This window comes from Vibrio sp. E14 (assembly GCF_020515785.1).
Classification (GTDB): domain Bacteria; phylum Pseudomonadota; class Gammaproteobacteria; order Enterobacterales; family Vibrionaceae; genus Vibrio; species Vibrio diabolicus.
In genome coordinates, this window is the sequence record NZ_JAHPJI010000011.1 from 73,073 (window position 1) to 99,678 (window position 26,606).

Annotated in this window: 23 protein-coding genes, 1 tRNA gene and 1 pseudogene; 13 read left to right on the top strand and 12 right to left on the bottom strand. The window is 44.4% G+C overall.

Annotated features, from left to right (window positions below; genetic code table 11):
• The 4 genes from pyrB to arcA all read right to left on the bottom strand — a co-directional run bounded on the left by pyrB (position 1) and on the right by arcA (position 3,594).
• Entirely contained in the window at positions 1-930 is a 930-nt protein-coding gene (pyrB, locus tag LIX84_RS20905) for an aspartate carbamoyltransferase (RefSeq protein WP_005397473.1), read from the bottom strand.
• Between the two features lie 87 nt (positions 931-1,017).
• Positions 1,018-1,113 carry a hypothetical protein gene (locus LIX84_RS20910; protein WP_031780631.1) on the bottom strand — a complete coding sequence of 32 codons (96 nt, stop codon included), beginning with the start codon at positions 1,111-1,113 and terminating at the stop codon, positions 1,018-1,020.
• 99 nt (positions 1,114-1,212) lie between these two features.
• Positions 1,213-2,217 carry an ornithine carbamoyltransferase gene (locus LIX84_RS20915; protein WP_226422112.1) on the bottom strand — a complete coding sequence of 335 codons (1,005 nt, stop codon included), beginning with the start codon at positions 2,215-2,217 and terminating at the stop codon, positions 1,213-1,215.
• Between the two features lie 156 nt (positions 2,218-2,373).
• The gene (gene arcA / locus LIX84_RS20920; RefSeq protein ID WP_005397470.1) at positions 2,374-3,594 is read right to left on the bottom strand and encodes an arginine deiminase; all 1,221 of its coding nucleotides are present in this window, start codon (positions 3,592-3,594) and stop codon (positions 2,374-2,376) included.
• Between the two features lie 583 nt (positions 3,595-4,177).
• Between arcA and rraB the strand changes: the two genes are divergently transcribed.
• Together rraB and LIX84_RS20930 are read left to right on the top strand one after the other, a co-directional pair.
• On the top strand, positions 4,178-4,591 hold the full coding sequence (gene rraB / locus LIX84_RS20925; RefSeq protein WP_005381081.1) for a ribonuclease E inhibitor RraB: 414 nt from the start codon (positions 4,178-4,180) through the stop codon (positions 4,589-4,591).
• Between the two features lie 166 nt (positions 4,592-4,757).
• Positions 4,758-5,558, top strand: coding sequence for a glycosyl hydrolase 2 galactose-binding domain-containing protein (locus tag LIX84_RS20930; RefSeq protein ID WP_226422113.1), 801 nt, complete (start codon positions 4,758-4,760; stop codon positions 5,556-5,558).
• Positions 5,559-5,577: 19 nt separating this feature from the next.
• Here the strand turns inward: LIX84_RS20930 and LIX84_RS20935 are convergent, their stop codons facing one another.
• The 5 genes from LIX84_RS20935 to pepA form a co-directional block, all read right to left on the bottom strand.
• Positions 5,578-6,483 carry a bifunctional helix-turn-helix transcriptional regulator/GNAT family N-acetyltransferase gene (locus LIX84_RS20935; RefSeq protein ID WP_226422114.1) on the bottom strand — a complete coding sequence of 302 codons (906 nt, stop codon included), beginning with the start codon at positions 6,481-6,483 and terminating at the stop codon, positions 5,578-5,580.
• 115 nt (positions 6,484-6,598) lie between these two features.
• Positions 6,599-7,003, bottom strand: a complete 405-nt coding sequence (locus LIX84_RS20940; RefSeq protein WP_005397464.1) for a DUF2061 domain-containing protein — start codon at positions 7,001-7,003, stop codon at positions 6,599-6,601.
• A 202-nt stretch (positions 7,004-7,205) separates the two neighbouring features.
• A complete protein-coding gene (locus tag LIX84_RS20945; RefSeq protein ID WP_226422115.1) occupies positions 7,206-10,064 on the bottom strand; it encodes a valine--tRNA ligase in 2,859 nt (952 codons plus the stop codon).
• Positions 10,065-10,160: 96 nt separating this feature from the next.
• Positions 10,161-10,610 carry a DNA polymerase III subunit chi gene (locus tag LIX84_RS20950; RefSeq protein WP_046873623.1) on the bottom strand — a complete coding sequence of 150 codons (450 nt, stop codon included), beginning with the start codon at positions 10,608-10,610 and terminating at the stop codon, positions 10,161-10,163.
• Between the two features lie 115 nt (positions 10,611-10,725).
• On the bottom strand, positions 10,726-12,234 hold the full coding sequence (gene pepA, locus LIX84_RS20955; protein WP_005397459.1) for a leucyl aminopeptidase: 1,509 nt from the start codon (positions 12,232-12,234) through the stop codon (positions 10,726-10,728).
• A gap of 200 nt (positions 12,235-12,434) precedes the next feature.
• On the opposite strand from pepA, the gene lptF reads away from it, so the two are divergent.
• Both lptF and lptG read left to right on the top strand, forming a co-directional pair.
• Entirely contained in the window at positions 12,435-13,535 is a 1,101-nt protein-coding gene (lptF, locus tag LIX84_RS20960; RefSeq protein ID WP_006742363.1) for an LPS export ABC transporter permease LptF, read from the top strand.
• Positions 13,536-13,538: 3 nt separating this feature from the next.
• Positions 13,539-14,609, top strand: coding sequence for an LPS export ABC transporter permease LptG (gene lptG / locus LIX84_RS20965; RefSeq protein ID WP_005397455.1), 1,071 nt, complete (start codon positions 13,539-13,541; stop codon positions 14,607-14,609).
• 87 nt (positions 14,610-14,696) lie between these two features.
• On the opposite strand, the gene LIX84_RS20970 is transcribed toward lptG, so the two are convergent.
• Positions 14,697-15,176, bottom strand: coding sequence for an RDD family protein (locus LIX84_RS20970; RefSeq protein WP_005397453.1), 480 nt, complete (start codon positions 15,174-15,176; stop codon positions 14,697-14,699).
• Positions 15,177-15,360: 184 nt separating this feature from the next.
• Positions 15,361-16,629 (bottom strand): annotated as a pseudogene (locus tag LIX84_RS20975) (DUF2254 domain-containing protein).
• Between the two features lie 227 nt (positions 16,630-16,856).
• On the opposite strand from LIX84_RS20975, the gene LIX84_RS20980 reads away from it, so the two are divergent.
• Both LIX84_RS20980 and LIX84_RS20985 read left to right on the top strand, forming a co-directional pair.
• Complete coding sequence (locus LIX84_RS20980) at positions 16,857-17,522, top strand: SDR family NAD(P)-dependent oxidoreductase (RefSeq protein ID WP_145533556.1); 666 nt, start codon at positions 16,857-16,859, stop codon at positions 17,520-17,522.
• A gap of 190 nt (positions 17,523-17,712) precedes the next feature.
• A tRNA-Leu gene (locus LIX84_RS20985) sits at positions 17,713-17,797 on the top strand.
• Positions 17,798-17,996: 199 nt separating this feature from the next.
• Here the strand turns inward: LIX84_RS20985 and LIX84_RS20990 are convergent.
• Complete coding sequence (locus tag LIX84_RS20990; RefSeq protein WP_053809395.1) at positions 17,997-19,280, bottom strand: carbohydrate-binding protein; 1,284 nt, start codon at positions 19,278-19,280, stop codon at positions 17,997-17,999.
• A gap of 247 nt (positions 19,281-19,527) precedes the next feature.
• On the opposite strand from LIX84_RS20990, the gene LIX84_RS20995 reads away from it, so the two are divergent.
• From LIX84_RS20995 to LIX84_RS21025, 7 genes are all read left to right on the top strand, one after another.
• Positions 19,528-19,833 (top strand): PTS sugar transporter subunit IIB, encoded by a 306-nt coding sequence (locus LIX84_RS20995; RefSeq protein WP_025767645.1) that lies wholly within the window; start codon positions 19,528-19,530, stop codon positions 19,831-19,833.
• Between the two features lie 88 nt (positions 19,834-19,921).
• Positions 19,922-21,256, top strand: coding sequence for a PTS sugar transporter subunit IIC (locus LIX84_RS21000; protein WP_226422116.1), 1,335 nt, complete (start codon positions 19,922-19,924; stop codon positions 21,254-21,256).
• Between the two features lie 51 nt (positions 21,257-21,307).
• The gene (locus LIX84_RS21005; protein WP_031780628.1) at positions 21,308-21,619 is read left to right on the top strand and encodes a PTS lactose/cellobiose transporter subunit IIA; all 312 of its coding nucleotides are present in this window, start codon (positions 21,308-21,310) and stop codon (positions 21,617-21,619) included.
• Between the two features lie 10 nt (positions 21,620-21,629).
• Complete coding sequence (locus LIX84_RS21010) at positions 21,630-22,952, top strand: 6-phospho-beta-glucosidase (RefSeq protein WP_005397437.1); 1,323 nt, start codon at positions 21,630-21,632, stop codon at positions 22,950-22,952.
• 18 nt (positions 22,953-22,970) lie between these two features.
• Complete coding sequence (chbG, locus tag LIX84_RS21015; RefSeq protein WP_006742368.1) at positions 22,971-23,726, top strand: chitin disaccharide deacetylase; 756 nt, start codon at positions 22,971-22,973, stop codon at positions 23,724-23,726.
• A 105-nt stretch (positions 23,727-23,831) separates the two neighbouring features.
• Complete coding sequence (locus tag LIX84_RS21020) at positions 23,832-24,830, top strand: LacI family DNA-binding transcriptional regulator (protein ID WP_006742369.1); 999 nt, start codon at positions 23,832-23,834, stop codon at positions 24,828-24,830.
• A gap of 128 nt (positions 24,831-24,958) precedes the next feature.
• On the top strand, positions 24,959-26,212 hold the full coding sequence (locus LIX84_RS21025; protein ID WP_048626864.1) for an HD-GYP domain-containing protein: 1,254 nt from the start codon (positions 24,959-24,961) through the stop codon (positions 26,210-26,212).
• The last annotated feature ends 394 nt before the right edge of the window (positions 26,213-26,606 follow it).

Consider the following 26,606-nt stretch of genomic DNA (forward strand, 5'->3'; position numbering starts at 1 on the left):
TTACAGTGTTTCGTTTAGAACAAGCGCCAACAGTGCTTGGCGAGCGTATACGCCATTTTGAGCTTGCTGGAAGAAGTAAGCATGAGGCGTTTTATCAACATCGGTTGTGATTTCATCCACACGTGGTAGTGGGTGGAGTACTTTTAGATTTTCGCGCGCCCCTTCGAGTAATGCAGCTGTCAAAATATACGCCGATTTAATGTGCGCGTACTCCGATTCGTCAAAACGTTCTTTCTGTACTCGTGTCATGTACAGAATATCCAGTTCAGGAATCACGCTCTCCATGTCCGTGTGTAGGCTATATTGAATGCCAGCTTCGTCTAGCTCTTCGCAGATGTAATCTGGCATTGCCAATGCTTCTGGTGCAACAAAGAAGAAGCGGATGTTATTAAACTTCGCTAAGGCTTGAGTCAGTGAGTGCACTGTGCGGCCATATTTTAGGTCACCGACGAACGCGACGTTCAGGTTGTCTAGACGACCTTGTGTTTCCGCGATGGTGTATAGGTCGAGTAGCGTTTGAGTTGGGTGTTGGTTTGCACCGTCACCAGCGTTGATCACTGGCACGCCATTTGAGAATTCAGAGGCCAAGCGAGCGGCGCCTTCTTGTGGATGGCGCATCACAAAGGCATCGACGTAAGAAGAGATGACCTGTACTGAATCTGCGAGTGTTTCGCCTTTTTTCGCCAGAGAGGTATTACCATCATTATCAAAGCCAATCACGTCACCACCAATGCGTTGAATCGCTGTTTCAAACGATAAACGTGTACGTGTTGATGGTTCAAAGAAACAACTGGCAACGACTTTGTTTTTAATCAGTTCTGGTCGAGGTGCTTTTTTAAGGCTGCCTGCTGTTTCTACGATAAGTTCCAGCTCTTCACGTGAAAGCTCTGGAATAGAGATGATGTGCTTCTGGTAAAGCGAGTTCGCCATGATCTTCTTCCCTATAACATTGATGACTACATCCAAATTGCCGAAAGGAATTTTGGACATAAAAAAACCTCCCCAAATGGGGAGGTTTTAAAATTCAATAGAATTAACGAAAATAACACCACGTAAGCGTAGTCGCTTAGCTAGAGCAAATCGCGTTTTCATGTCGGCAATCAGCTTGGTCATTTCTTAATCCTCAGACAAATTGCCGAGCATTATACGCTTAACTTTCGTGAGCGCAAGCGATTACATCATGGTTTTTAGCGGCTGTTTTGGCTTGCTAGTTTAGCTTCCTAATGTCGCTACCATCACGGCTTTGATGGTGTGCATACGGTTTTCAGCTTCGTCGAATACGATGGAGTATTCTGACTCAAATACCTCTTCTGTTACTTCAAGGCCTTTCATGCCGTATTTTTCAGCGACTTCTTTGCCGACGGTGGTCTCATCATTGTGGAAAGCCGGAAGGCAGTGCATGAATTTCACATGTGGATTATCCGTTTGCTTAATCACGTCCATATTGATTTGATAAGGTGTCATTAACGCTACACGTTCATCCCATGCCTCGGCAGACTCACCCATAGATACCCAAACATCGGTGTAAAGGAAGTCACAACCCTTCACGCCTTCCTCCACGCTTTCAGTTAATGTGATTTTTGCACCAGTTTGCTGCGCGATAGTTTGGCAAGTTGCCACCAGATCTTCTTCAGGCCAGAACGCTTTTGGCGCGACAAGGCGAATATCCATGCCCATTTTAGCGGCACCCACCATGAGCGAGTTGCCCATATTGTTGCGTGCATCGCCTAGATAAGCGAAGGTCATTTCATGCAGCTGCTTACCGCGTCCGTGCTCTTGCATGGTCAGGAAGTCAGCAAGGATTTGGGTTGGGTGGAACTCATCAGTCAAACCATTCCACACTGGAACACCAGCATAAGTGCCAAGCTCTTCAACAATGGATTGGCCAAAGCCGCGATATTCGATGCCGTCATACATGCGACCTAAGACGCGTGCGGTGTCTTTCATTGATTCTTTATGGCCAATCTGAGAACCAGAAGGGCCGATGTAAGAGACTTGAGCGCCTTGATCAAAAGCTGCGACTTCAAACGCACATCGGGTACGAGTCGAAGATTTCTCAAAGATGAGTGCAATGTTTTTACCTTGAAGTGTCTTCTGCTCTGTTCCTGCATATTTTGCTTTTTTTAGCTCTGCAGACAGTTCGAGCAAGAACTGGATTTCTTTGGTTGAGAAATCCAATAGCTTCAAAAAGTTGCGGTTACGTAAATTGAAAGCCATAGCTCGTCCCTTAGTACGTGTGATTGAATTAATAGAATGCATTAAAACATATAAATGCTTTATTTGTGAATAATTATTTTTATATAAAACTAAAAAAGGTTGATGCATTCACATCAACCTTAGTTTTTATTCATTTAATGTAAAAGGACGAATTGGTTATATATCGTCTCGTTCTATCGGACAACTCATGCAGCGGGCGCCACCACGGCCACGGCCAAGCTCGTTACCTGGGACTGTCAGTACTTTGATACCAGCTTTGTCGTATTTTTCGTTGGTGTATACATTGCGTTCGTAACCAATCACAACGCCCGGTTTTACGGTAAGAACGTTATTGGCGTCATTCCATTGTTCGCGCTCAGCTTCATAACTGTCACCACCCGTGGTGATGATTTTCAGCTGATCTAAGCCAAGAGCAGATTCAATCGCATGTAGGTAGTTATGAGATGCTTCAACATGCATTTCACCATTGCCTTTTGGTGTTAAGCGCCATGTGTCGAGATCTTTGCGCATGATCTCTGGGTAAACAGAGAAAGTGTCCACATCCATATGGGTCATAACGGTGTCTAAATGCATGCATGAACGGTGTTTAGGCAGATCAATCGCAATCACTTCGGTCGCTTGTCCTGCCTTAAACAGGCTCGCTGCAAGGTTTTCTACACCTTGCGCGGTCGTGCGCTCAGACATACCAATAAGCACCGCACCTTTACCGATAACCAACACATCACCGCCTTCGACATTCGCGTTATCGTAATGCAGATCATCATCACCGAAGTATTTGATAAAGTCTTGGCCAGCAAAAATTGGGTGCCAACGATAAATCGCACGTAAGTGGTTTGTTTCACGTTGGCGTGCAGGCATCATCATTGGGTTGAGCGATACACCACCATAAACCCAGCATGAGGTATCACGCGTAAATAGATGGTTAGGTAGCGGCTCAATAACAAAATCCAGCGGACGCTTCATTTTTGGCAGCATAGAAGATGAGGTGATCGGCAGCTCTGAGTAAGCTAAGCCACCTAAAAAGATGCTGGCAAGGTGTTCATCATCCATTTCTGAAAAATATTGGCGCAGGTCTCGCGCAAAGGTTGGCCCGTAACGAAAGTCAGAAATCTGAGTATTTAGCAGCCACTGTTTTGCTTCTGGAACGGCGAGGGTTTCGACCAGTAAGTCGTGGAGGAGAAGCACTTCTACATCTTGATCGCGTAGCGTGCGTGCGAACGCATCGTGCTCTTCACCGGCCGCTTCTACAGCAAGAACATCATCAAACAGTAACTCATGACAGTTTGATGGAGTTAAGTGGGTTAGGGCGCGCTCTGGGCGATTTAATAGAACTCGTCGAAGTTGACCAACTTCTGATCCAACGTACAGCTTGCTCATTTTGTATCCTTACAAATTTTCCAGCCGTTAGTTATGACAAGCTTCCTAGAAAGATGCAAATCACTACACTTTGTCTATGTTCTGAGTTTTTGTTATTTTTTAGATTTTAGTTTTGTCTGTTTTGCTGCTTAAGTCTTGGGTTGGGTTTTAATTCTATTTAGTGAAATGTGGAGAGCGTGCGTTTTTATTCTAATTTTCCCATTGAGAAAGAATACATGCATAGTGCATAAAACGTGCATTTTTATTCTAAATTATGCATTATTGAAGTGAATTTATTCGTTATGCTTCTTCGTTTTACACGTGAGTGTATTCAAGAAAGCGCCATAAACACGCACAGAAAGAGAAAATAACCGCATTAAGTGTCAGTTAGGATGTTCTGAATATTAAAAAATGCCATTTTTTGTTAATTTTTTGTTTCTTTGCATGGTCGGTTTAATATTTATATTCAAATAACCGATAAGAATCGCGGTGGTATGATGTTTGTTTGTGGCTTTTCATCGCAATCCATGCCATATTTCACCGGATCAGCATACTCAGTATCGGGTATAGTGTTTCTATCAAGTAACTAATCTGGAGCCAAAACATGTCTCACGAAGATGAATATCTATCAGTAGAAGAATTAATTGAGATTCAAAAGGAAGAGACTCGCGATATCATTGCAGCATTGCTAGAAGATGGCAGCGATCCAGATTCGCTATACGAAATCGAGCACCACCTGTTTGCAGAAGATTTTGACACGCTAGAAAAAGCGGTAGTTGAAGCATTCAAGATGGGCTTTGAAGTGCTTGAAGCGGAAGAAACTGAAGATGAAGATGGCAACAAGTTGCTTTGCTGTGACGCAACCATGGAATCAGCATTAGACGCAGAAGCCATTGATGCGCAAGTTGAAAAACTGATTCACTTGGCAGAAAAATACGACATCATCTATGACGGTTGGGGTACGTACTACGAAGGCGAAGATGCGCTTTACCCTGAAGAAGATGAAGACGACGAGTAATCAAAGCTCACCTCTTTTAGAGAAACCAGCGTTTAACGCTGGTTTTTTTATACCTTGAAAATGGCATCCAACAACAGATGAATGTGGAGGTGATAAATAATTCACATTGAGTTTATAGGGGATTTCTCCCTATAATGCGTGAAAATTGATCTAGCGCAAGGTGTATATGCAACTCTCACTCGCCGGTTTATGGCAAGTCTCTCCACTGACGGACCTCTCGATTCCACAGGATGACATCACTTTTCCCGCCCCTTTAAGTCTAGTCCTGCCTGATGAATTGACGGAGGAAGCGATCCGTCAACAAGAATGGCACCTGATGCATGACATTGAAGTGGATGAGGCGATGATGGCATTTCCTGCAGTGGAAATGGTAATGGGTGGTGTTGATTACCATGCGGAGGTACGTTTGAACGGCGTGGCTGTGTTTGATTGTGATGGCTCGCAAAGTGTGTATAAGAAAGACATTCGCCCATACATGCAAATGGGGCGTAATCGCTTTGAGATATTGTTCCTAGAGGAAGAAGAAGATCTTTTATTCGATGAGGATAAGCCAGAGCTGTGCCCGCTTTCTGAACATCAATATAAGAAAAGTGATGAGCGACTGGGCGTGTGGCAAGAACCGTACTTGCAGTTTATTCGCAACGTGCGTTTAGATCGCGTGGCAACCGAGCAGATTTGGCACCATGGTGGCGGGTGTGAATTTAAGGTCTATTTGTATTACCAGACATTTGCGCCAGGACTAGTGTCAGCAGCGGTAAAGTTTAATGGCATGACTTACCATATCCCAATTGACGTTCGTGCAGATCACGCCAGTGCACTCTTTCAGATTGAAGCGCCAAAGTATGCTGATCTTAATGACCCTGATCCAAATGATCTCTATCAGTTGTCTGTTGAATTGGATGGGCAACGCCAAAACTTCACTGTTGCATTGAGCCAGGAGCTTTGCGTTACCCATGTTGTGCTTTAACGTCTGATAATATTTTTTATTACAGTACCTTAAGCATTACGACTTCACATGCATCATGCCCTGTTTGTCCAAGCGGGGCATCGAGATGCTCAAAGCCTAGCTTTTCATACAAGCCTACCGCCTCTCTTAGACATTCGGTCGTTTCTAAATAGCACTGCTGATACCCAAACTGTTTCGCCAGTTGTAAGCTCAATGCGACGATGCGTTTGGCTAAACCGTGTCCTCGTGTTTGAGGTAAGAAGTACATCTTTTGCAGCTCACACACATTTGGCTCACCAGCTAAAGGGGCAAAGCCACCGCCACCAACGATCTCTCCGCGACGTTCAATGACCCAATAGGAGGCGCCGCATTGATTGTACACCGAATACATATCATCAAGCGTTGGATCGGCCACACCATAACCTTTGTCTGCGGTTAAGCCGTATTCAGCAGAGACTTTACGAATTACGTCTGCCACTTGCGGGTTGTCTGCTTTTGTAAGAGGTCGAAGAACGTATTCCTCTGCCTGACATACTTTTATCAGCCCTTTTAGGTAAGTCTCTAGACCAAGTTTGAGTTGTTCTTGCTCACAGTCATCAAGTTGTGTAAGCAACTGCTCAAAAAAGCTGTTTTGCTGTTGGTCTAGTTGCGATAACGCCTGCTGTCCTTGAATTGTGAGCACTACGAGTTGGCTTCGTTTATCTTTCGGGTTTTCGATGCTCTCAACCAAACCTAATTTAATCAAACCAGTAATGGTGCGGCTTGCATTGGACTTGTCGACACTAAGCTGCTGCGCCAGTTGGTTTATGGTCAATGGCTGCAATTGGATTTCACCTAATGCGTGCGCTTGTACCGGGGTAAGAGCGACATCGCCGCATTGTTTATCGAGCATACCAAGCAATCGGACGGCTTGACGGGAGTAGTGTCGGAGTTGACGAGCGTTCATTATCACTTACCTCTAAAAATAAAGTTGCGCACCGCAATTAAATTAATTGCGGTGCGCAACTTTGTCAATGATAAATGTCATTTGGCTCGTTAGGAGACGTAGTGAGCCTCCATGTTTAAGCGTGGTGATGTAAACAAAACTGCGGTGCTGGAGTTTTTGCTGATGATTTACGCATCCATACTTTCTCGTGGAAGTAGTAAGCCACCGTATTCAAACTCGGCTCTAGCATCGCCATTACGCCGCCGACAAATGCATCACCTGTTAGTAAGTAAACCACGGTAAAAGCGACGCTGAAGTGCACGGTCGCAAAGCTTGCGGTTTTTAATTTGGTCATCCACTGACGAGCTTTAAGTGCTGGGACTTTTGCCCATGCCTTTTCATGAAAGTAGAAGGCTACGGTGTTCACTGAAGGCTCAATCATGGCAATTAAACTACCAATTAAAATGTCGCCTGTGAGTACGTAAGCGACACTAAATGCGATAGTAAAATGCAGTGCTGCGAAAGTTAGTGTCTTTTTCATGATAATTACTCAATCGTGTTTGTTTCGATGAGTTTATTATCGATAATAATTCTCATTAATGCTAATGGATGATGAGTATTGTTGCGATAGGGGAAAGCTATTGATGATGGTTTTTGGTGAAAGATATACAAAAAAGGTTGACCATGATGGCCAACCTTTGGATTCAAAGTGAGAAGTGTTAGTTCTTCTCTTTCACTGAGGCTTAAAGTGCAGCGATCGTTGTCTTCTGCTCTTCTAGCTTAGCTAGTGTCTCTTTGTAGCCTTCAAGCTTCTCACGCTCTTTAGCAACAACCGCTTCAGGTGCTTTCGCTACAAAGCCTTCGTTGCCCAGTTTGCCTTCGATACGCTTGATTTCGCCGTGCGTCTTCTTGATTTCGCCATCTAGACGAGCAAGCTCTGCATCTTTGTCGATCAAACCCGCCATTGGGATCATCAGCTCAGACTTGCCAACCAGTGCCGTTGCACACGCTGGGGTTTCTTCGCCAGCTTCAAGCACGCGTACTGCTTCTAGCTTCGCTAGAGACATCAATACTTGTTTGCTTGCTTCTAGACGAGAGGCGTCTTTCTCATTCGCTGCTTTCAGCATAACGTCTAGAGGCTTGCCTGGGTTGATGTCGTATTCAGCACGTAGATTACGGATGCTTGTAATGAACGCTTTCACCCATTCGATATCGTCTAGCGCTTCTTGGTGGAAGTTTGCTTCGTCAAACTGAGGCAGAGTTTGTAGCATGATTGTCTCGCCCTCAACACCGTCAACTAGTGGCTTGATGCTTTGCCAGATAGTTTCTGTGATGTAAGGAATCACAGGGTGAGCTAGACGTAGCGTCTTCTCAAGTACCGTGATTAGTGTACGGCGAGTACCACGCTGTTGCGCTTCAGTACCTTTCCATAGAACGGGTTTAGTTAGCTCTAGGTACCAGTCACAGAATTGGTTCCAGATGAATTCGTATAGCGTGTTCGCAGCCATATCTAGACGGAAGTTGTCGATATGGTTGTTGAACGCTTTCGCTGCGAGTTCAAACTGAGATTCGATCCACTTGTCTGCTAGTGAGTACTCGATCTCACCTTCACCAAAACCACAATCTTGCTCTTCTGTGTTCATCATTACGTAACGGCTTGCGTTCCATAGTTTGTTACAGAAGTTACGGTAACCTTCAAGACGCTTCATATCCCAGTTGATATCGCGACCTGTTGATGCCATTGCTGCAAGGGTGAAACGCAGTGCGTCTGTACCGTATGCTTCGATACCGTTTTCAAACGTCTTACGCGTGTTCTTCTCGATCTTCTTCGCTAGCTGAGGCTGCATCATGTTGCCACAACGCTTCTCTACTAGAGACTCTAGGTCGATACCATCGATCATGTCGATTGGGTCAAGTACGTTACCTTTCGACTTCGACATCTTGTCGCCGTTTTCGTCACGGATTAGGCCGGTAACGTAAACTGTCTTAAATGGTACTTGTGGTTTGCCATTTTCGTCTTTCACGAAGTGCATGGTCATCATGATCATGCGCGCAACCCAGAAGAAGATGATGTCGAAACCAGTTACTAGAACGTCTGAAGGGTGGAATACTTTCAGATCGTCAGTTTGCTCTGGCCAACCTTGAGTACCGAACGTCCATAGTGCAGAAGAGAACCATGTATCCAGTACGTCTTCGTCTTGGTGCAGTTCAATGACTGACTCTAGGTTGTTGTTCTTGCGAACTTCTTCTTCAGTGCGACCTACGTAAACATTACCTTGGTTGTCGTACCAAGCTGGGATGCGGTGCCCCCACCATAGCTGACGAGAGATACACCAGTCTTGAACGTCACGCATCCAAGAGAAGTACATGTTTTCGTATTGCTTAGGAACGAATTGGATGTCGCCGTTTTCTACTGCTTCAACCGCTGTTTTCGCTAGAGGCGCAGTACGTACGTACCATTGGTCAGTTAGCATTGGTTCGATAACCACGCCACCACGGTCGCCGTAAGGAACTTGTAGATCGTGATCTTTCACTTCTTCAAGTAGACCTAGCTCGTCGAATTCAGCAACGATAGCTTTACGAGCGGCAAAACGCTCCATACCGTGGTATTTAGCTGGTAGCTCAGTGCTGTAAGCGTCGCTTGCTTCGCCGTTAGTGTCGAATACTTCTGCTGCGTCGCGGATGTTCGCGTCGAAAGTCAGAATGTTGATCATTGGTAGCTGGTGGCGCTTACCAACTTCGTAGTCGTTGAAGTCGTGCGCAGGTGTGATTTTCACACAGCCAGTACCTTTTTCCATATCTGCGTGCTCATCGCCCACGATTGGGATGCGACGATCAACGATAGGAAGGATGATTTCTTTACCGATAAGATCTTTGTAACGTGGATCTTCTGGGTTAACTGCAACACCCGTATCGCCTAGCATGGTCTCTGGACGAGTCGTTGCAACAACGATGTAGTCTTTGCCATCCGCTGTTTTAGCGCCATCTGCTAGTGGGTAGCGGAAGTGCCACATGTGGCCTTTAGTATCTTTGTTCTCTACTTCTAGATCTGAAATCGCTGTGTGTAGCTTTGGATCCCAGTTAACTAGACGCTTACCGCGGTAGATTAGATCGTCTTCGTATAGACGTACGAACACTTCTTGGACGGCGTTAGATAGACCATCGTCCATCGTAAAGCGCTCACGGTCCCAGTCTACTGATGCGCCAAGACGACGAAGCTGCTTAGTGATAGTGCCGCCAGATTCGCCTTTCCATTCCCAGATTTTGTCGATGAAAGCTTCACGACCGTAATCGTGTTTTGTTTTGCCTTCTTCTGCAGCGATCTTACGCTCAACAACCATCTGAGTTGCGATACCAGCATGGTCAGTACCTACTTGCCAAAGGGTGTTTTTACCCTTCATACGTTCACAACGGATAAGCGTATCCATGATCGTATCTTGGAACGCGTGGCCCATGTGTAGGCTACCAGTGACGTTCGGTGGCGGGATCATGATGCTGTATGATTCTTTAGTAGTGTCACCGTGTGGCTTAAAGTAGCCTTTCTCTTCCCAAGTCTGATACAGAGCTTGTTCGATTGAAGTTGGGTTGTATGTCTTTTCCATAGCGCTCTTTTAATGGATACGTTGATGGTTGAATCTTAGTCAATCTTTATAAGTGAGGGATCTTAACAAGATCGCCTTAACTATAAGGATTGACCGTTAAGGATATTGAATTTCGATCGTTTGCAGCTGGTAACCTGCTTGACGGTAAATTTTATATCTTTCTCTTGCGAGTTGTTTAGCTTTTTCTTCGCAGGGCACGAAGTCTACCACTTGAGCAAACTTGTTCGCAAAGGTTGTCTCATTTTCCGCCAAATTAATTACCAATTGACGATTCCAAGACGGTTTTACACCATTATGGCCGATTTCAATGTTGGTGGCGTATTTCGGTCCCTCGCCTACGAGGTTATGTGCCATGAACTTGTCTGCATCAACTTGCCAAAAGGCTTCAGCGAGCTGCTCGGCGTGTGGTTTGTCTTGGCAGTTTAAATACACTTTGGCGCCTTGGCGAGCAAAGTGCTGAGCCAAAAACACGATGTATTCTTCAAAGCCAGCCACCGTTGCTTGCGGGCTCTCTTCGTTAATGATGTAGAAGGTTGCAGTTTGCATCATTCTCTCACTTGCCTTGGGTCTCTTCCTAAGACCATCTTAAGTCCCACTTTCATTTTAGAAAATTAGGATAATAAAAAAGGGCCTTGCGGCCCTTTTAGATTCTGTTCAGAAATTACTCTTCTGTCTCTTGGCCGCTGCGGTTCAAAAGGAATTGGACAAGCATTGAGACAGGACGGCCCGTTGAGCCTTTCGCTGCGCCTGATTTCCACGCGGTACCTGCGATATCGACGTGTGCCCAGTTGTATTTCTTCGCGAACTTAGATAAGAAGCAACCCGCAGTGATAGTACCAGCAGGGCGGCCACCAATGTTTGCCATATCCGCAAACGGGCTCTTCAGCTGCTCGTGGTACTCATCTGCCATTGGTAGACGCCATGCACGGTCACTCGCTTGCTCTGAAGCGTTAACTAGCTCATGAGAAAGAGGGTTGTGGTTAGAGATAACGCCACTGATGTGGTGACCTAGTGCGATAACACAAGCACCAGTTAGGGTTGCAACGTCAACAACACAGTCTGGTTCGAAACGCTCTACGTAAGTCAGTGCGTCACAAAGAACAAGACGACCTTCCGCATCCGTGTTCAGAACTTCTACAGTTTGACCAGACATTGTCGTTAGGATATCACCTGGACGGTAAGCGTTGCTGCCTGGCATGTTTTCACAGCCTGCTAGAACACCAATAACGTTAATTGGTAGGTTTAGCTTCGCTAGCGCTTTCATTGTACCGAATACCGATGCCGCACCACACATGTCGTACTTCATCTCATCCATACCTTCGCCCGGTTTTAGAGAGATACCGCCTGAATCGAAGGTTAGACCTTTACCTACTAGCACAATAGGTTTTGCATCTGAGTCAGGGTTACCTTTGTACTCGATGATAGACATCATAGATTCGTTTTTAGAACCACGACCGACTGCTAGGTAAGAGGTCATACCCAGTTTTTCCATCTCTTGCTCACCAATGATTTTGGTGGTTACGGTTTCGTAATCGTCCGCTAGACGACGAGCTTGAGAAGCAAGGTAAGCTGGATTAGCTACGTTTGGCGGCATGTTGCCAAGGTCTTTTGAGGCTTTGACACCTGATGCGATAGCTAGACCATGAGTGATTGCTTTTTCACCCAAGTTTAATTCACGACGCGTTGGTACGTTGAAAACAAGCTTGCGCAGTGGGCGGCGAGTTTCAGGTTTCACGCTCTTGAATTGATTAAATGTGTATAGACCATCTTTAGTCGCTTCTACAGCCTGGCGTACTTTCCAGTATGTATCGCGACCCTTAACATGCAGTTCAGTTAGGAAACATACCGCTTCCATTGAGCCTGTCTCGTTAAGTGTGCTGATCGTCTTTTGAATGATTTCCTTGTACTGGCGCTCGCCAAGTTCACGCTCTTTGCCGCAACCGACAAGTAAAACGCGCTCTGACAAAACACCTGGTACTTGATGCAGTAGCAGCATCTGACCAGGTTTACCCTCTAGATCACCACGGCGAAGTAGTGAACTGATGTAACCGTCACTGATTTTATCAAGTTGTTCGGCTACTGGAGAAAGGCGACGTGGTTCAAACACACCAACAACGATACATGCGCTACGTTGTTTCTCTGGACTGCCACTTTTTACACTGAACTCCATGCGTACTCCTACATCCTGAAGACAAATTGCTCTAAATGTTAGATAATGATCGCTTACTTGTTGAATTTTAGCTCCAGGCTTACATGCAGAGCTGATTAAGCGACTAACATCTAGTTTATAATTTTTAAAAAAATAAATGGTTCAACGGGAAACTATAGTGATTCGACCAAAAAAACAAGTTTTGTATAGGTAATTTCAGCGTGATTATTGTTAGATATTTGATCCGCGAAACACTCAAGAGCCAATTTGCGATTTTTTTCGTACTTTTTTTGGTGTTTGTAAGCCAGAAATTCATAAGTGTTCTTGCTGATGCTTCTGATGGGGATATTCCTGCTGGATTGATTTTCTCGATTGTTGGTTTGAATATGCCAGCAATGGGTCTATTAATGCTGCCTTTAAGTCTGTATATCGGCATATTGATCACATTTGGTCGTCTGTATGCAGAGAGCGAAATTGTCGTGATGAACGCGACAGGTATTGGTAACAAATTCCTGGTACAAGCGGCCTTGTACTTAGCACTGATTACTTCTGCTGTGGCGGCTTTCAATGCATTGTGGTTATCGCCGTGGTCTCAAGACCGTGTTGAGCAACTTTATGAACAAGTCGCGGCAGAAAACAGCGTTGACTTGCTAAAGAAAGGGCAATTCCAAGGCACGCCAGATGGTTCATCGGTTGTCTTCATTGATGACATTAAAGACAATACATTGAGCAACGTTTTTGTCGCGCAGATGCGCCCGAGAGATTCAGTATTGCCGAGTGTGATGTTCTCGTCCTCTGGTGAAGTAAAAGAACTGTCGGACGGCCGTCAGGTCATCACCATGAAAGAAGGCACGCGTTATGAAGGTGTGCCTACTCGCGTTGAATATATGATCACAAAATTCGATGAATACGAAGGCGTTATCGGCCAGCGTGAGGTCAAAAAGAAAGGGCGAGATTGGGAAGCGTACCCAACGGTTGATTTGATCGGACACCCAGACCCAGAAGCGCAAGCAGAGCTGCAATGGCGAATTTCGTTATTTGTGTGTATTCCACTCTTAACGATGCTGGTTATTCCTTTGTCGGCGGTGAATCCGCGTCAGGGACGATTTGCCAAAATGGGGCCCGCGATTCTTATTTATCTAGCGTATTTCCTGGCGATTAGTGCAACAAAATCTGCATTAGAAGATGGTGACATTCCGGCGGCAATCGGCATGTGGCCAATTAATGCGATGTTACTGATTGTCGCAATCATGGCCAATATGATGGACAGCGTTGCTGCTCGACGAATAAAAGACAAATTCCGTAAGAAGAGGCTCGCGTAAGCTGTGTTCAAAATCTTAGACCTTTACATCGGTAGAACCATCATCTCTACCACTGCCTTGGTTTTAGCGACGTTTGTTGGCTTATCGGGCATCATTAAATATGTAGAACAGCTACGTAAAGTAGGGCGAGGCGTGTATGACCTCACTCATGCGTTGTACTTTGTGTTGCTCAGTGTGCCGCGTGATATCGAAATGTTCTTCCCAATGGCAGCATTACTCGGTGCCCTTATTGGTTTGGGTATGTTGGCGTCAAGCTCTGAGCTGGTGGTGATGCAAGCTGCTGGTTTCTCAAAGTTGGATATCGGGTTATCCGTGCTCAAAACGGCGGTGCCACTTATGCTTATCGTTATGACGTTAGGGCAATGGGGCGCTCCAGAAGCACAAAAGATGGCTCGTGACCTACGATCCTTTGCGATATCTGGAGGTAGTATTGTCTCAGTTCGTTCTGGAGTTTGGGCTCGTGACGCAAACGACTTTATCTTTATAGGTAAAGTCGAAGACGACAAGCTTTATGCTTTAAATATGTGGCGTTTTGATGATGATAAGAATCTACAAAAGGTTATCTTTGCTGAAGAGGTCGACTATCAACAAGATAACAATTGGTTGATGCGAGACGTACAAATCACGGATATGAAAAATGAAAACGTGATTTCGAAGCAAGACATCGAACAGATGGAATGGCATACGTCATTGGCTCCAGATAAGCTAGCTGTGGTGACGGTAAAGCCTGAAGAGTTATCACTGAGCGGTTTGTATGATTACGTGACCTATCTGAAAGCATCTGAGCAAGATGCGTCTCGCTATGAATTGGCGTTTTGGCGTAAGTTGACACAGCCGCTTTCAATTGCCGTGATGATGTTGATGGCGCTATCGTTTGTTTTCGGTCCACTCAGAAGTGTGACCATGGGGGCAAGGGTATTGTCGGGCGTGGTTGCCGGGTTTACTTTTTATATATCCAGTGAGTTCTTTGGCCCATTAAGCTTGGTGTATGGCATATCCCCTGTGTTTGGTGCATTGGCCCCGAGCCTAGTGTTCTTAGCGATTGCGATTGCGCTGCTGAGAAGAAAGCTGTAGCTGAAGTATCACCGAATAAACCATGTTTCATCGGACTAAATGTAAAAGGAAGGCATTATGCCTTCCTTTTTTGTAGTCCCGGATAAGTTAGTTTGCCTTAGGCAACACAACAACCTCTGTTTTTGCCCAAATGTCGTGGAACCCACGTTTCTTGGGATCAATCGGCACAGTCAGGTTTGCCAAACCAAAGCCAGATGTTGCAATGCGAATCAGGGCTTGAGTGACTGTAATCGGCGCACCGTCTTTGGCATTGCGAACTCGAAGTTTCCAAGCGCGCATCCCAAGTGTTTGCCCTGCTCGCGTCCAGAAGAAGACAAAGAAGTAAATCCATACAACCGCAAGATACAGTGTAAATAGAGGGCTTAATACAGGGTGCTTTCCGAGCATATCAGCGGCATCTGCGTACTCGCCGTAGCTCAACAGCCCTGCTGCATTTAGTGCAAATACAACGGCCATAACAATACCTGCGGCCATCATTTCAATTGCGATAATAATCAATGTGTCGTAAATCAACGCTGCAAGTCGACGAAAGAGACCAGCAGGTGGAAGAGTTGTAGACGTTGTCATTATTCCATCACTTACCTTAAAAATTGTGCGTCAGAATATAGATTCCCTCACCAAGAGAAAAGAGACCTAACGCACAGAGTCTTTAATTATGCATAAACGAAGTGACTTTTCTGCTGTGTGTTATGAATATATACCATGATGTACAAGGCCTTTCGGTAACCTATTTCAACTGAATTTTACTTGCCTAACCATTAGCTTTTTGGTCTGTAACTAGATTAGACAGATGAGAGAGTTGGTGTTTCTCATCTTCGGTATAATGCTGGCTCAAGGAGAGCTCTAAAGCTTTTTCTGATAGCTTGGTTGCAGGTGATAAAAACAACTTGGGGTGCATACTAGAGAGAGCTAGCAAGGCTTTTTGTAGGCGAATCTGTATTTGGAGTTGCGCTGCACCATCGTGCGCGATTGGCAAAAAGACATCATCAAATAAATCTTGGCAGCTTAATGCGGGCACAAATAGCCTAGGGTATCGAGTCTTGGTGGGAGGTTCGCTGAGTAACTCTCCCCACAATGAAAGGGCTCGTACAGAACGCCCAAGAACATCAATCGCGGTACCGTTATCATTCACGGCGGGGGAGAGAGCTCGTGAGGCAATCTCCGCCATGACGACTAATCCAAAACGAGGATCTTGATCATAGGAACGCTCCGTTCGAATCGTGAAGGCCGCAGTTATTTCGTTTTCGTCTGGCAACGCTCCACAAACCCAAGCCAATGGTTGACTCACATACACAAAACTTCCTGGTTGTCGTTCAAGATAGATGGTGCATTGGTTTGCTTCAGCAATACTATCTAGATGATGCATATCAACATGCTGTAAGTAGCCAATTTCTTGGCTGAAAATAGGCTTGCTTCCTCTGGGTTTATGTTCTGGATGGCTCCATGGGTGAGCGCCTAGCCAGCGTTCCCGACCACGTTTTCTTATCGCATTTAACAAAGCTTGTTCCACGTAGGAGGTAGTTTCACTGACTCTCCCTAGCACGGAAAGGTGCTGAATCCAACGTAGCAAGGTGAGTATGATCATCACGATTACGGCGATGGTCACGATGAACAGATAAATTTGTGCTTGTTGATGATAGGCACCAATGCCTAGCGCGATAATGCCTACCAAGCTAAATAAAAAAGAGCCAAGAAAGGTTGCCAAAGCATTTTGCGTTGTGCTGTCTTCCATCAACAGTTTGGTGGCCCGTGGCGTTACCCCTGCACTAGCGGCACTGTACGCTGAGACCATTATATTGAGCGAGAATGTGGTCACCGCAAGCATGGAAGTCGCGAGGATATTTAATATGTTGTTAAGCAAATCCTTACTGACGTTGATTGCAGGAGGCAGAGTAATGAACTGGTTTAAAACAATGGATATTAGGGCGGTGGCGACAGCAAGTAAGGCATAAAGTTACGTGCGAACCCACAGTTTGCGCGTCATTTGCTTCAGTAACCATTGCCATTTTGACCCAGTCATTCGTATGCTCCTATTAAGCTCTTACTCGAAAGTCGATAGAAAATTCAGAAAGTTATTCTTGCTTAAGCATAGGTTAAATCTTCCTCGTTCTACTTGGTATTTCATGCATCATGAGAGTAAGAAAGCCGCTTGCTTCAAAGAATGGTGTTCTTGAGGTGTGAATTACCAAGATTCTGTTACCTTAATTGATAGATGCATTAAAAGTATGTGATTGATAAGAGGTAGCCATGATTGTAATTACAGGTGCAAGTAGCGGTTTAGGGGCAGAGCTGACAAAGCGTTATGATGCGGAAGACAAAGAGACGTATATCATAGGAAGAAACACAGAAAAACTATCCGCACTAGCAAAACAACTCTCTCATAACGTCGGCTATCAAGCTTGCAACCTCTCATTACATCAAGATGTGAAACACCTATTTGATGGGATGAAACAGCCGCCTGAAATGGTCATTCATAGTGCAGGAAGTGGTTATTTTGGCGAACTGGAAGAGCAGGAGCCGGAAGAGATTCAAAAACTGATTGATAATAACCTGAATTCCGCCATTCATGTATTAAGAGAGTTAGTAAAGCGTTACAAAGATCAACCGATAAAAGTGGTCATGGTTATGTCTACTGCTGCGCAACAGCCTAAAGCGCAAGAGTCTACGTATTGTGCTGTGAAGTGGGCTGTCAAAGGATTAATCGAGTCGGTTCGTTTGGAGTTAAAAGGAAAGCCAATGAAAATTATCGCGGTTTATCCTGGTGGAATGGATACGGAATTCTGGAAAACAAGCGGCAACATGATGGACACGAGTCACTTCATGCAAGCGGAAGATGCTGCCGAGATGCTCCATACGGCTTTGTCGAGCATCGGGAATGGTTATGTTTCTGATATTACAGTGAATAGAATTTAAAAAGAGTTACGTATACTCATTTCCACCTGGAACAGTAGTAGGAAATGGAGTGTACGTTTCTTATCAGTACAGCTTTGTCACACTTTGTGGCGAAATTATCAGCAAACGATAGTTATTTAAGGTATTTCTGCTTGCGCAGGTCAAAAGCTTCCGTATAATGCCAACCATCAAAGGGCAATAGCCCAAAGATGCCGGTGTGGTGAAATTGGTATACACGACGGATTCAAAATCCGTTGCCTTCGGGCGTGGCGGTTCAAGTCCGCCCACCGGTACCATAATTCATATGATAAAGCCTCGACGTAAGTCGGGGCTTTGTTGTATCTAGGGTTTGTGAATTCAAATCCAGCGTGGCGTCAGGAATGCCAGGCCCAGTCAGTCCACTCTTTACTGCTTTCCATTTTTACTTTTCTAAAAATAAAAAAGCGCGAGGTATTACCTCGCGCAAGCTACTACATGATAATAGTAGGGAACAGCTTATAGAGCTGTGAACAAGGTGTTCTGTGAGTCAGGTGTCCAATCGGCTTGAGAGACGTGTGGGACGTTGACGAGATAACGTTTGCCAGAGTACGTCACAACATCTCCCTCTTTATATGAAACATTCACTTCCCAATTTGTTGCCGGATCAGCATTGGTCCAAAGGCTAGAGGTTGGGGAAGGTGCCCAGTCCTGCTGTGCGTTATGGCTGGTCACTGCTTGGTAAACGGTGCCTAAATGTAGGACGTAGTCGCCAGCGTTGTAGCTATGACCAACTTGCCAGTTTGGTGTGTAGTTATCCATCGTATCGAATACATAGCCAGCTTGTTTTGCTAGTCGGATAAATTCCGTTAATTTAGGTAAATTCTTGGTTGCGCCCATTCCTCGCTTACCGTCTTCAAACAAAAACTCATGCGTTAGAATAATGACCTTGTCTGCGTGGAGTGGTGTACCACATGGAAACTCTTGTGCTTTTGAATTGATAGGGTTGATGGTGGTAGGAGCACAGTTGTTCAATGCTGCATCTACGTAACCTAGGAAAGGTTCTGCCTCTGTTAGACTGTTGGCTGGCATTGCTATCCCCCAGTTTTCAGGTGCCCAATCCACATCCCAACCATGTGTTTGATAGCCTTTATTAGCCAGAATGTTTTGTACCGCAATTGAGGCTTTCACACTGTTTGATGGGTCGTTGATATTACAAACGTAGCCTGGTTCCCAAGGTTTAAAGTCATCAGACGTTGCACATAATCCATCTGCTTTGAAGTCTTTAGTCACGCGCCAGCCGTTGGTGTAGGGCAGTCTAGCAAACTCTGTTGCCTTATAATTCGGGTAGCTTGTAATGTTAGGCAGATACTTTTCTAAAACAGATAAGTTTTCTGTAAACATTGAGGCATCGTAAACAGGATCTTGGTACGAGTTAAGCTGGTGGTCGCCGGTAGCATTACATTCTGCTGCGCTATTAGGTCCAAACTCATCAACGCAGTTATGAACCATATGATCGTAACTATGGTTCGCGACAATATGACCAGTGTCTAATGCGAGCTTTAAGGCTTCTAGCGAACGGTCTTCATTCTCATCACCAATTCCGTCTAAGTGCCAAGCATTAAAGTAAAACGTCGCTTTGATATCTTCTTGGTTAAGTACTTGAATAACGTCAATAGATGCATTGATTGGTCCATCATCAAACGTTAGATAAATGGTGCCTTTAGAGTCGGTTTGAGCAAATGAGTATTGTGATAGTGCGGCACTTACAAGCGTTGCAATAGCTAATTTATTAAATTTCATTCTCTATTCCTTTTTAGAAATTAATAACGACGTTGTCAGTAGTAATATATTGATAATTTGAAACCTAATGTGGTGTCTTAATTTATTTCCTGACTTTTATCCTAGACCTAAATAATTACTAAAAAACAGATCGTATTTTCTAAATTGGGATTGTGTTCACGAATAATGCAACCGGTTGCGCTTTTTTGTCTTGGTTATTTTTGCTACAGTTTTTGCAGGTTGAAATTTACACAACGGGAGTAAGGCTATGAAAAAGATCCTTTTATGCTGTAGCGCAGGGATGTCAACCAGTATGCTTGTTAAAAAAATGGAGCAAGCAGCTGAAAATAAAGGAATTGAGTGCAAAATTGACGCGATGTCAGTGAATGCATTTGAAGATGCAATTAAAGAGTACGATGTTTGTCTTCTCGGGCCTCAAGTACGTTTTCAGCTAGAAGAGCTAAGAAAAACGGCGCAAGAGCATGGTAAAAACATTGATGCGATTTCTCCTCAGCATTATGGAATGATGAAGGGAGAAGAAGTACTAGAGCAAGCATTAGAATTAATTAACTAAACCATAGTTTTAAATTAAAAAAGATAACTGTACATCAAATATAAATATTTGATGCGGGATTCTTTTGCCTAAAATAAGGATGGATTCTATGAAGCTTTATGACGCAATTATAGGCGCAGTCGAAAAGCATATAGCCCCTATAGCAGCAAAAGTGGGGAATCAGCCCCATGTTCGAGCAATGAGAGACGGTTTTATAGTTGCAATGCCGTTTATTATTGTCGGTAGTTTCATTTTGATTTTTGCATTCCCACCATTTGCCGAAGACACGACCTTTACTTTTGGTCGAATTTGGCTCGATTTCGCCACCACACATTTTGATACCATAATGATGCCCTACAACATGTCGATGGGGATCATGACCATTTTTGTTTCGCTCGGCGTTGCTTATAGCTTAGCTAAGGCTTACAAGATGGATGGGATCACGAGTGCTGTATTGTCGCTGATGTCTTTTTTACTCATCGCGGCCCCTGCTAAAGATGGCGCGTTGTCTATGTCACACATGGGAGGAACAGGGATCTTCACTGCTGTGATGTGTGCATTCTTCTCGGTAGAGCTCTACCGTTTTATGAAAAAGCACAATATTACGATTCGTATGCCAGAGCAGGTGCCACCGGCGATTGCACGATCATTTGAAGTACTGTTACCAGTCTTAGCGATATTCATTACCTCATATCCACTTAGCCTTTTCGTGCAAACCCAGTACGACATGTTGATTCCAGATGCGGTCATGGCAGTTTTTAAGCCTTTAATTAGTGCGTCTAACTCATTGCCTGCCATTATTGGCGCTCTATTGCTTTGCCAACTACTTTGGTTTGCGGGTATCCATGGTGCTGCAATTGTTGTGGGGCTGCTTTCTCCAATTTTCTTGACCAACATTGGTGCCAACATCGAAGCCTTTGTTGCAGGTGAACCGATTCCAAACGTATTTACTCAGCCTTTCTGGGATTTTTACATCTTTATCGGTGGCTCTGGTGCAACACTTGCTCTTGTTATGCTGATGTCATTTAGCCGTTCTGTTCACCTTAAGAGTATTGGTCGAATGAGTGCGGTGCCTGGCTTCTTCCAAATCAATGAACCTGTGATCTTCGGTAGCCCAGTTGTGATGAACCCGACCTTGTTTATCCCGTTCGTCTTCGCTCCAGTCATCAACGCTACGATAGCGTACTTTGCTGTGCATGTCGGCTTTGTGGGTATGGGGGTCGCTACAACGCCTTGGACAACACCAGCACTGATAGGTGCTTCGTGGGGTAGCGGTTGGACCTTTGCTCCAGTATTGCTCGTCATTGGTTTATTGATTCTTGATCTAATTATCTACTTCCCATTCTTCAAAATGTTTGAGAAGCAAATGTTGGAGCAAGAACTACCAACGACGAAAGAAACTAAGGATGAGACGCAACCTTCAGGTGAAGGTGTTACTGCTTAACGGTGCTTAATGGGCCGCAATTACCGCGGCCCGATTTTCGGAGAGAAAATGATGGAACAAGAATTGGTTGTGATGGAGATCATCTGTAATGCTGGCGAAGCCAGAAGTTTGAGCTACGAGGCGTTGCGTTTATCTAGAGAACAAGATTTTGATGCGGCTGAGGAGAAGCTCTCTCAAGCAAGAGAGTGCATTAACAAAGCCCACTTAATTCAGACTCAGTTGATTGAGGAAGATCAGGGGGAAGGGAAAGTCCCGATGACGTTAGTGATGGTACATGCTCAAGATCACTTAATGACCACGATTTTGGCTCAAGAAATGGCTGTAGAAATCGTTGCACTGAACAAAAAAATCTCGAACAAATAAGGGGAGAAAAATGTCTAGAGAGGCGATCAAACTTGCCATTATTGGCGGTGGTAGTAGCTATACCCCTGAACTGGTTGAAGGGGTTATTAAGCGCTTAGAATATTTACCCGTTAAGAAGATTCATTTTGTGGACATTGAGTCAGGAGCTGAGAAGCTTGAGATTATCAAAGGTCTAGCGCAGCGAATGGTTGATAAAGCAGGTGCAAAGATTGAGATAAAAGCAGACTTTGATCGTCGTGCTGCGATAAAAGATGCGGACTTTGTGATGACGCAGTTCCGTGTGGGTGGCCTTGCTGCTCGTGCTAATGACGAGCGAATTCCAATTAAATACGACGTCATCGGTCAAGAAACAACAGGCCCAGGTGGGTTTGCTAAAGCACTGCGAACCATCCCGGTTATTCTTGATATATGTAAAGATATTGAAGAGTTGGCACCCAATGCATGGATGCTCAACTTCACCAACCCTGCGGGTTTGGTCTCTGAAGCCGTCAGTAAGTACACCAAAGTAAAGAGTATTGGTTTATGTAATGTGCCGGTTTCGATGGAAATGATGATCGCAGAAATGATGGAGTGCGAGCCAAAAGAGCTACAACTTGAGTTTGCCGGATTAAACCATCTCGTTTGGGTGCACAAAGCATGGCTCAATGGAGAAGATATTACTCAAACAGTATTAGAGAAAGTCGGTGATGGTGCTAACTTCAGCATGAAGAACATCTGGGAAGAACCGTGGGATCCCGCATTTCTAAAAGCGCTGGGGGCGATACCATGTCCTTACCATCGTTATTTCTATCAAACCGATGCTATGCTCGCTGAAGAGAAACAAAGCGCGGGTGAAAAGGGCACTCGTGCTGAGCAGGTAATGGAAACAGAAAATGCGCTATTCAAGCTCTATCAAGATCCTAATCTCGATCATAAGCCGAAAGAGTTAGAAGAGCGGGGTGGGGCTTATTATTCAGATGCATCACTAAACTTGGTTGATTCAATTTATAACAATCGTAATAGTATTCATGTTGTTAACGTCTTAAATAACGGAGCGATTAACGGCCTCCCTGACGATGCTGTGATTGAGTGTAGCGCGGTGATTGGTAGTTGGGGCGCGAAACCTCTTGCGGTTGGTGAGCTGTCAAACAATATCAAAGGACTACTCTATCAAGTCAAAGCATATGAACAGTTGACAATAGACGCTGCTGTTGAAGGTAATTATGACAAAGCGCTCATGGCACTAACCAACAACCCATTGGTGCCTGACATTGGCCGTGCCAAGTCAATTCTGGATGATATTCTGGCGGTGAACGCTCCGTATTTACCTCAATTTAAACTAACGACGTTGTAGTACTAAGGAAGCACGCCAATGAAAGTCATTTTTAATGCTGATGATTTTGGTTTAACGAGAGGTGTAAATAACGGCATCGTAAAAGCTCATCAGCAAGGTGTTGTTCATTCAACCACCATGATGGTCGGTATGGATGCTGAGAAACATGCTTTAGAGTTGGCTCGCCATAATCCAGACTTGAGAATTGGCGTTCATCTTAGGTTTACAGCGGGAGTGCCTCTAACTGGGCACCCTAATTTGACCAACGGTCGAGCGCATTTTATCAAATACGACGAACTGTGGGGTAAGCAGGACTTCGAAACTCAGGTCATTTATGACGAAGCAAAAGCTCAGGTGGAACATTTTTTATCGCTTGGGTTAGAGCTAAGCCACTTAGATAGCCATCATCACGCGCATACTCACCCTCAAATTTTGCCCGTTATTAAAGAGGTAGCGAGTGAATACCGAGTGCCACTGCGGGGCACTGGCTTGTGTCAAGAATCGATGACAACAAGGTATGTCTTTACTGACGAGTTTTACGATCAAAAAGTAAGTTTAGATGGTTTGATGGCGCATTTATTGAGTCTAAAGACAAACTATGATTTGGTTGAGGTGATGTGCCACCCGGCAGAGGCCGATCAAGCGCTGATTTTAAAGAGTGGTTATGCGCTTCAGCGAGAGCTAGAGTTACAAGTTCTAACCTCTCCCATTTTAAAAGAACAGTTAGCTCAACATGGTATAGCTGTCACGGATTACTCTGAGCTCGTTTCTACCAATCAAATGGTCGGTGTATGATTAAAGGCTGCCAGCTTCGCCCCCTATAAGCACCTTACGAATTGCTGGCAGCCGTTCTACACAAACGGATATTTAATAACAATTGCAGTTGGACCCAATAGCATTATGGCAAGGATTAAAGATGTCGCCGAACTCGCCGGTGTAAATCGCTCTACCGTTTCTCGAATCATTAATGGGGAGGGGAAGTTTCGCGAAGAAACTCGAAAAAAAGTAGAGCAAGCTATGGCGCAACTGAATTATCGCCCGAGTGCGATTGCTCGTTCACTCGCAACCTCATCCAGTAATATGGTTGGCTTATTGGTGACTTACTATACGGGGGGCTTCTTTGGAGAGATGATGGAGCAGGTTCAGACTGAGCTGGATATTCATAAAAAGTTTCTGATTACCGCTCAAGGACATCATTCTGCAGAAGGTGAAAAGGAAGCCATTCAGCGTTTTAATGATCTGCGTTGTGATGGCTATGTCCTCCATAGTCGTTATTTGTCAGATGATGATTTACGTGAATTAGCAAAACAGCCTACGCCTTTCGTTCTTCTGGATCGCTATGTTGAAGGAATAGAAGAGCGTTGCGTTACTTTTAATCATCATCATGCAAGCCGTATTGCCGTCGAGCATCTTTTAGCTGGTGGTCATAGAAAAATCGCCTGTATTACCGGTCCATCCCAACGTCATAATAGTTTATTAAGAAAGCTTGGGTACGTTGACGCGATGAAGGATGCAGGTATCGATATTGACGAAAGCTGGTGTGAAGAAGGGAATTATGGTCGGCAAAGTGGTTATGATGCAATGGCTGCAATTTTACAACGACACCCTGAAGTTACTGCAGTCTTTTCTTGCAGTGAGGAAATGACGGTCGGTGCAATGCAGTACTTACACGAGCACAATATTTCAGTACCGGAGCAAATCTCTTTAACTAGCTTTGACAGTGTCGACCTTTGTGAAAGCCTTTATCCTACAGTGTCGGCAGTGCACTTTCCTATCAGTGATATGGCCCGTGTAGCGGTACAAACATTAATGGGATTAGTCAAAGGTCAAGAAATAATAGATAAGCCAACGTTCGAGGCTCAGCTTAAAATACGCAAAGCAGATCGAACCTTAAAGTAGCTTGCTTTTGCTCATTAAATGAGTAATTAGAAATGACCATCTGATGTTTTGATACTTACTGATGAATTTATTCACAAAATTTACTAGTATTCTAACTCTCTTAGGCAACGTAAATCAGTAGTGAATAAGTGGCAGCCATTAAACTTACGGTCGATCGTATTCAACCCGGATTACATATCCGTCTTCCGCTAAAGTGGAACGATCACCCTTTTCTACTCAATAGTTTTAAGATTAAAGATCAAGAACAAGTCGAGATGATCCGTCACCTCGGTGTAAAGTTCGTTTACTTTAATCCAGAGCAAAGTGATGCCGCACCACTTCCAGTCGACCAGATACAAGCTGATAGAGTAACGAATGAAGCGTCGCTAGATCATGAAACTCAAAAACTTTGGCAAGAAAAACAAAACCGCATAGAAAAGTTAAGTGCGTATCGTCGACGCGTTATTCAGTGCGAAAAAGAGTTTGAGCGCTCTCTTGCGCGTATGCGCTCAGTCATGACGAAAATTCGCAATCGTCCAACAGCTGCCGTTGATGAAGCAAAGCTTCTTATTGAAGATATCGTCGAGAAGTTAATGTGTGATGATAATGTCACTCTACATCTGATGAACGGTAAAAATGAGTTTGAAGATATTTATTTCCATTCGTTGAACGTTGCTGTTATCGCCATGATGATTGGCCGTGCTAACGGGTACTCAGCTGCGCAGTTGAAAGAGCTTTCATTTTCAGCGCTATTCCACGATATCGGTAAAATAAAAATTCCTACCGCAATATTAAGAAAGCAAGCACCGCTGACGGAACCAGAAATTAACTACTTAAAGTTGCACACCAAATATGGAGTAGACCTTGCGAGTCAAATAGAAGGTTTTCCCGAGGTTGCGAGAGTTGTGATTGCACAGCACCATGAACTAAGAGATGGGTCTGGCTATCCCAAAGGTCTGAAAGGAGATGAGATCAACGAGTTTGCTCAAATTATTGCTGTAGCTAACGCATTTGATAACTTGTGTCATACACCTATAGTCTCAGAGCAAAAAATTCCTTATACTGCACTCTCTCATTTATATAAGAACTGTAAACACCTATATAAAGAAGAAAACCTGAATATCCTGATTAAGTTTATGGGCGTGTTTCCTCCAGGCACTGTGGTTCAGCTTTCCAATAATATGGTGGGCTTGGTTATCTCAGTGAATGCATCGCATCTATTATTCCCAAATGTATTGGTTTACGACCCATCAGTGCCAAGGACGCAGGCGCCAATCATTGATCTTGCATCAAAGGATATAAAGATAGTTAACGCGGTTCATCCGTCTAAATTGCCGGAGAAAATCAAAGAGTATCTTAATCCGCGTTCACGCATTTCTTACTTCTTCGATAGTGATGAGTAGTTATCCACATATTTTTGTGGGTAAGCTGTAGAAATCTTGAGTGTTATTTCGGGGTAATTTTGAGGTTGGATGGAAAGTATCCACTTGGCATGTTTTTTTAGAAAAAATGTGTTTTTAGTATTGCCAAAAAAAATCTTCTCCCTATAATGCGCATCCATCGACACGGCAGACGCCACAAGGCTTCAGCAGGGTCGAAGAGGTAAAAAGGTTCTACGAAAAATTAGTTGAAAAAAGTGTTTGACACTAACAACCAAATCGCTAGAATGCACCTCCGCTTTGAGAGAAAACTTATCGAAAAGCAAGCTCTTTAACAATATAGACCTATCAATCTGTGTGGGCACTCGTTGATGATAATCCAATTAGAAACTTCGGTTTCAAATTAGGTTTCAATGAT

Excerpts from the sequence above, each read along its gene's own strand:
- pyrB (WP_005397473.1), bottom strand. The coding sequence starts at position 930 with ATGGCGAACTCGCTTTACCAGAAGCACATCATCTCTATTCCAGAGCTT.
- LIX84_RS20910 (WP_031780631.1), bottom strand. The coding sequence starts at position 1,113 with ATGACCAAGCTGATTGCCGACATGAAAACGCGATTTGCTCTAGCTAAG.
- LIX84_RS20915 (WP_226422112.1), bottom strand. The coding sequence starts at position 2,217 with ATGGCTTTCAATTTACGTAACCGCAACTTTTTGAAGCTATTGGATTTC.
- arcA (WP_005397470.1), bottom strand. The coding sequence starts at position 3,594 with ATGAGCAAGCTGTACGTTGGATCAGAAGTTGGTCAACTTCGACGAGTT.
- rraB (WP_005381081.1), top strand. The coding sequence starts at position 4,178 with ATGTCTCACGAAGATGAATATCTATCAGTAGAAGAATTAATTGAGATT.
- LIX84_RS20930 (WP_226422113.1), top strand. The coding sequence starts at position 4,758 with ATGCAACTCTCACTCGCCGGTTTATGGCAAGTCTCTCCACTGACGGAC.
- LIX84_RS20935 (WP_226422114.1), bottom strand. The coding sequence starts at position 6,483 with ATGAACGCTCGTCAACTCCGACACTACTCCCGTCAAGCCGTCCGATTG.
- LIX84_RS20940 (WP_005397464.1), bottom strand. The coding sequence starts at position 7,003 with ATGAAAAAGACACTAACTTTCGCAGCACTGCATTTTACTATCGCATTT.
- LIX84_RS20945 (WP_226422115.1), bottom strand. The coding sequence starts at position 10,064 with ATGGAAAAGACATACAACCCAACTTCAATCGAACAAGCTCTGTATCAG.
- LIX84_RS20950 (WP_046873623.1), bottom strand. The coding sequence starts at position 10,610 with ATGCAAACTGCAACCTTCTACATCATTAACGAAGAGAGCCCGCAAGCA.
- pepA (WP_005397459.1), bottom strand. The coding sequence starts at position 12,234 with ATGGAGTTCAGTGTAAAAAGTGGCAGTCCAGAGAAACAACGTAGCGCA.
- LIX84_RS20970 (WP_005397453.1), bottom strand. The coding sequence starts at position 15,176 with ATGACAACGTCTACAACTCTTCCACCTGCTGGTCTCTTTCGTCGACTT.
- LIX84_RS20980 (WP_145533556.1), top strand. The coding sequence starts at position 16,857 with ATGATTGTAATTACAGGTGCAAGTAGCGGTTTAGGGGCAGAGCTGACA.
- LIX84_RS20990 (WP_053809395.1), bottom strand. The coding sequence starts at position 19,280 with ATGAAATTTAATAAATTAGCTATTGCAACGCTTGTAAGTGCCGCACTA.
- LIX84_RS20995 (WP_025767645.1), top strand. The coding sequence starts at position 19,528 with ATGAAAAAGATCCTTTTATGCTGTAGCGCAGGGATGTCAACCAGTATG.
- LIX84_RS21000 (WP_226422116.1), top strand. The coding sequence starts at position 19,922 with ATGAAGCTTTATGACGCAATTATAGGCGCAGTCGAAAAGCATATAGCC.
- LIX84_RS21005 (WP_031780628.1), top strand. The coding sequence starts at position 21,308 with ATGGAACAAGAATTGGTTGTGATGGAGATCATCTGTAATGCTGGCGAA.
- LIX84_RS21010 (WP_005397437.1), top strand. The coding sequence starts at position 21,630 with ATGTCTAGAGAGGCGATCAAACTTGCCATTATTGGCGGTGGTAGTAGC.
- chbG (WP_006742368.1), top strand. The coding sequence starts at position 22,971 with ATGAAAGTCATTTTTAATGCTGATGATTTTGGTTTAACGAGAGGTGTA.
- LIX84_RS21020 (WP_006742369.1), top strand. The coding sequence starts at position 23,832 with ATGGCAAGGATTAAAGATGTCGCCGAACTCGCCGGTGTAAATCGCTCT.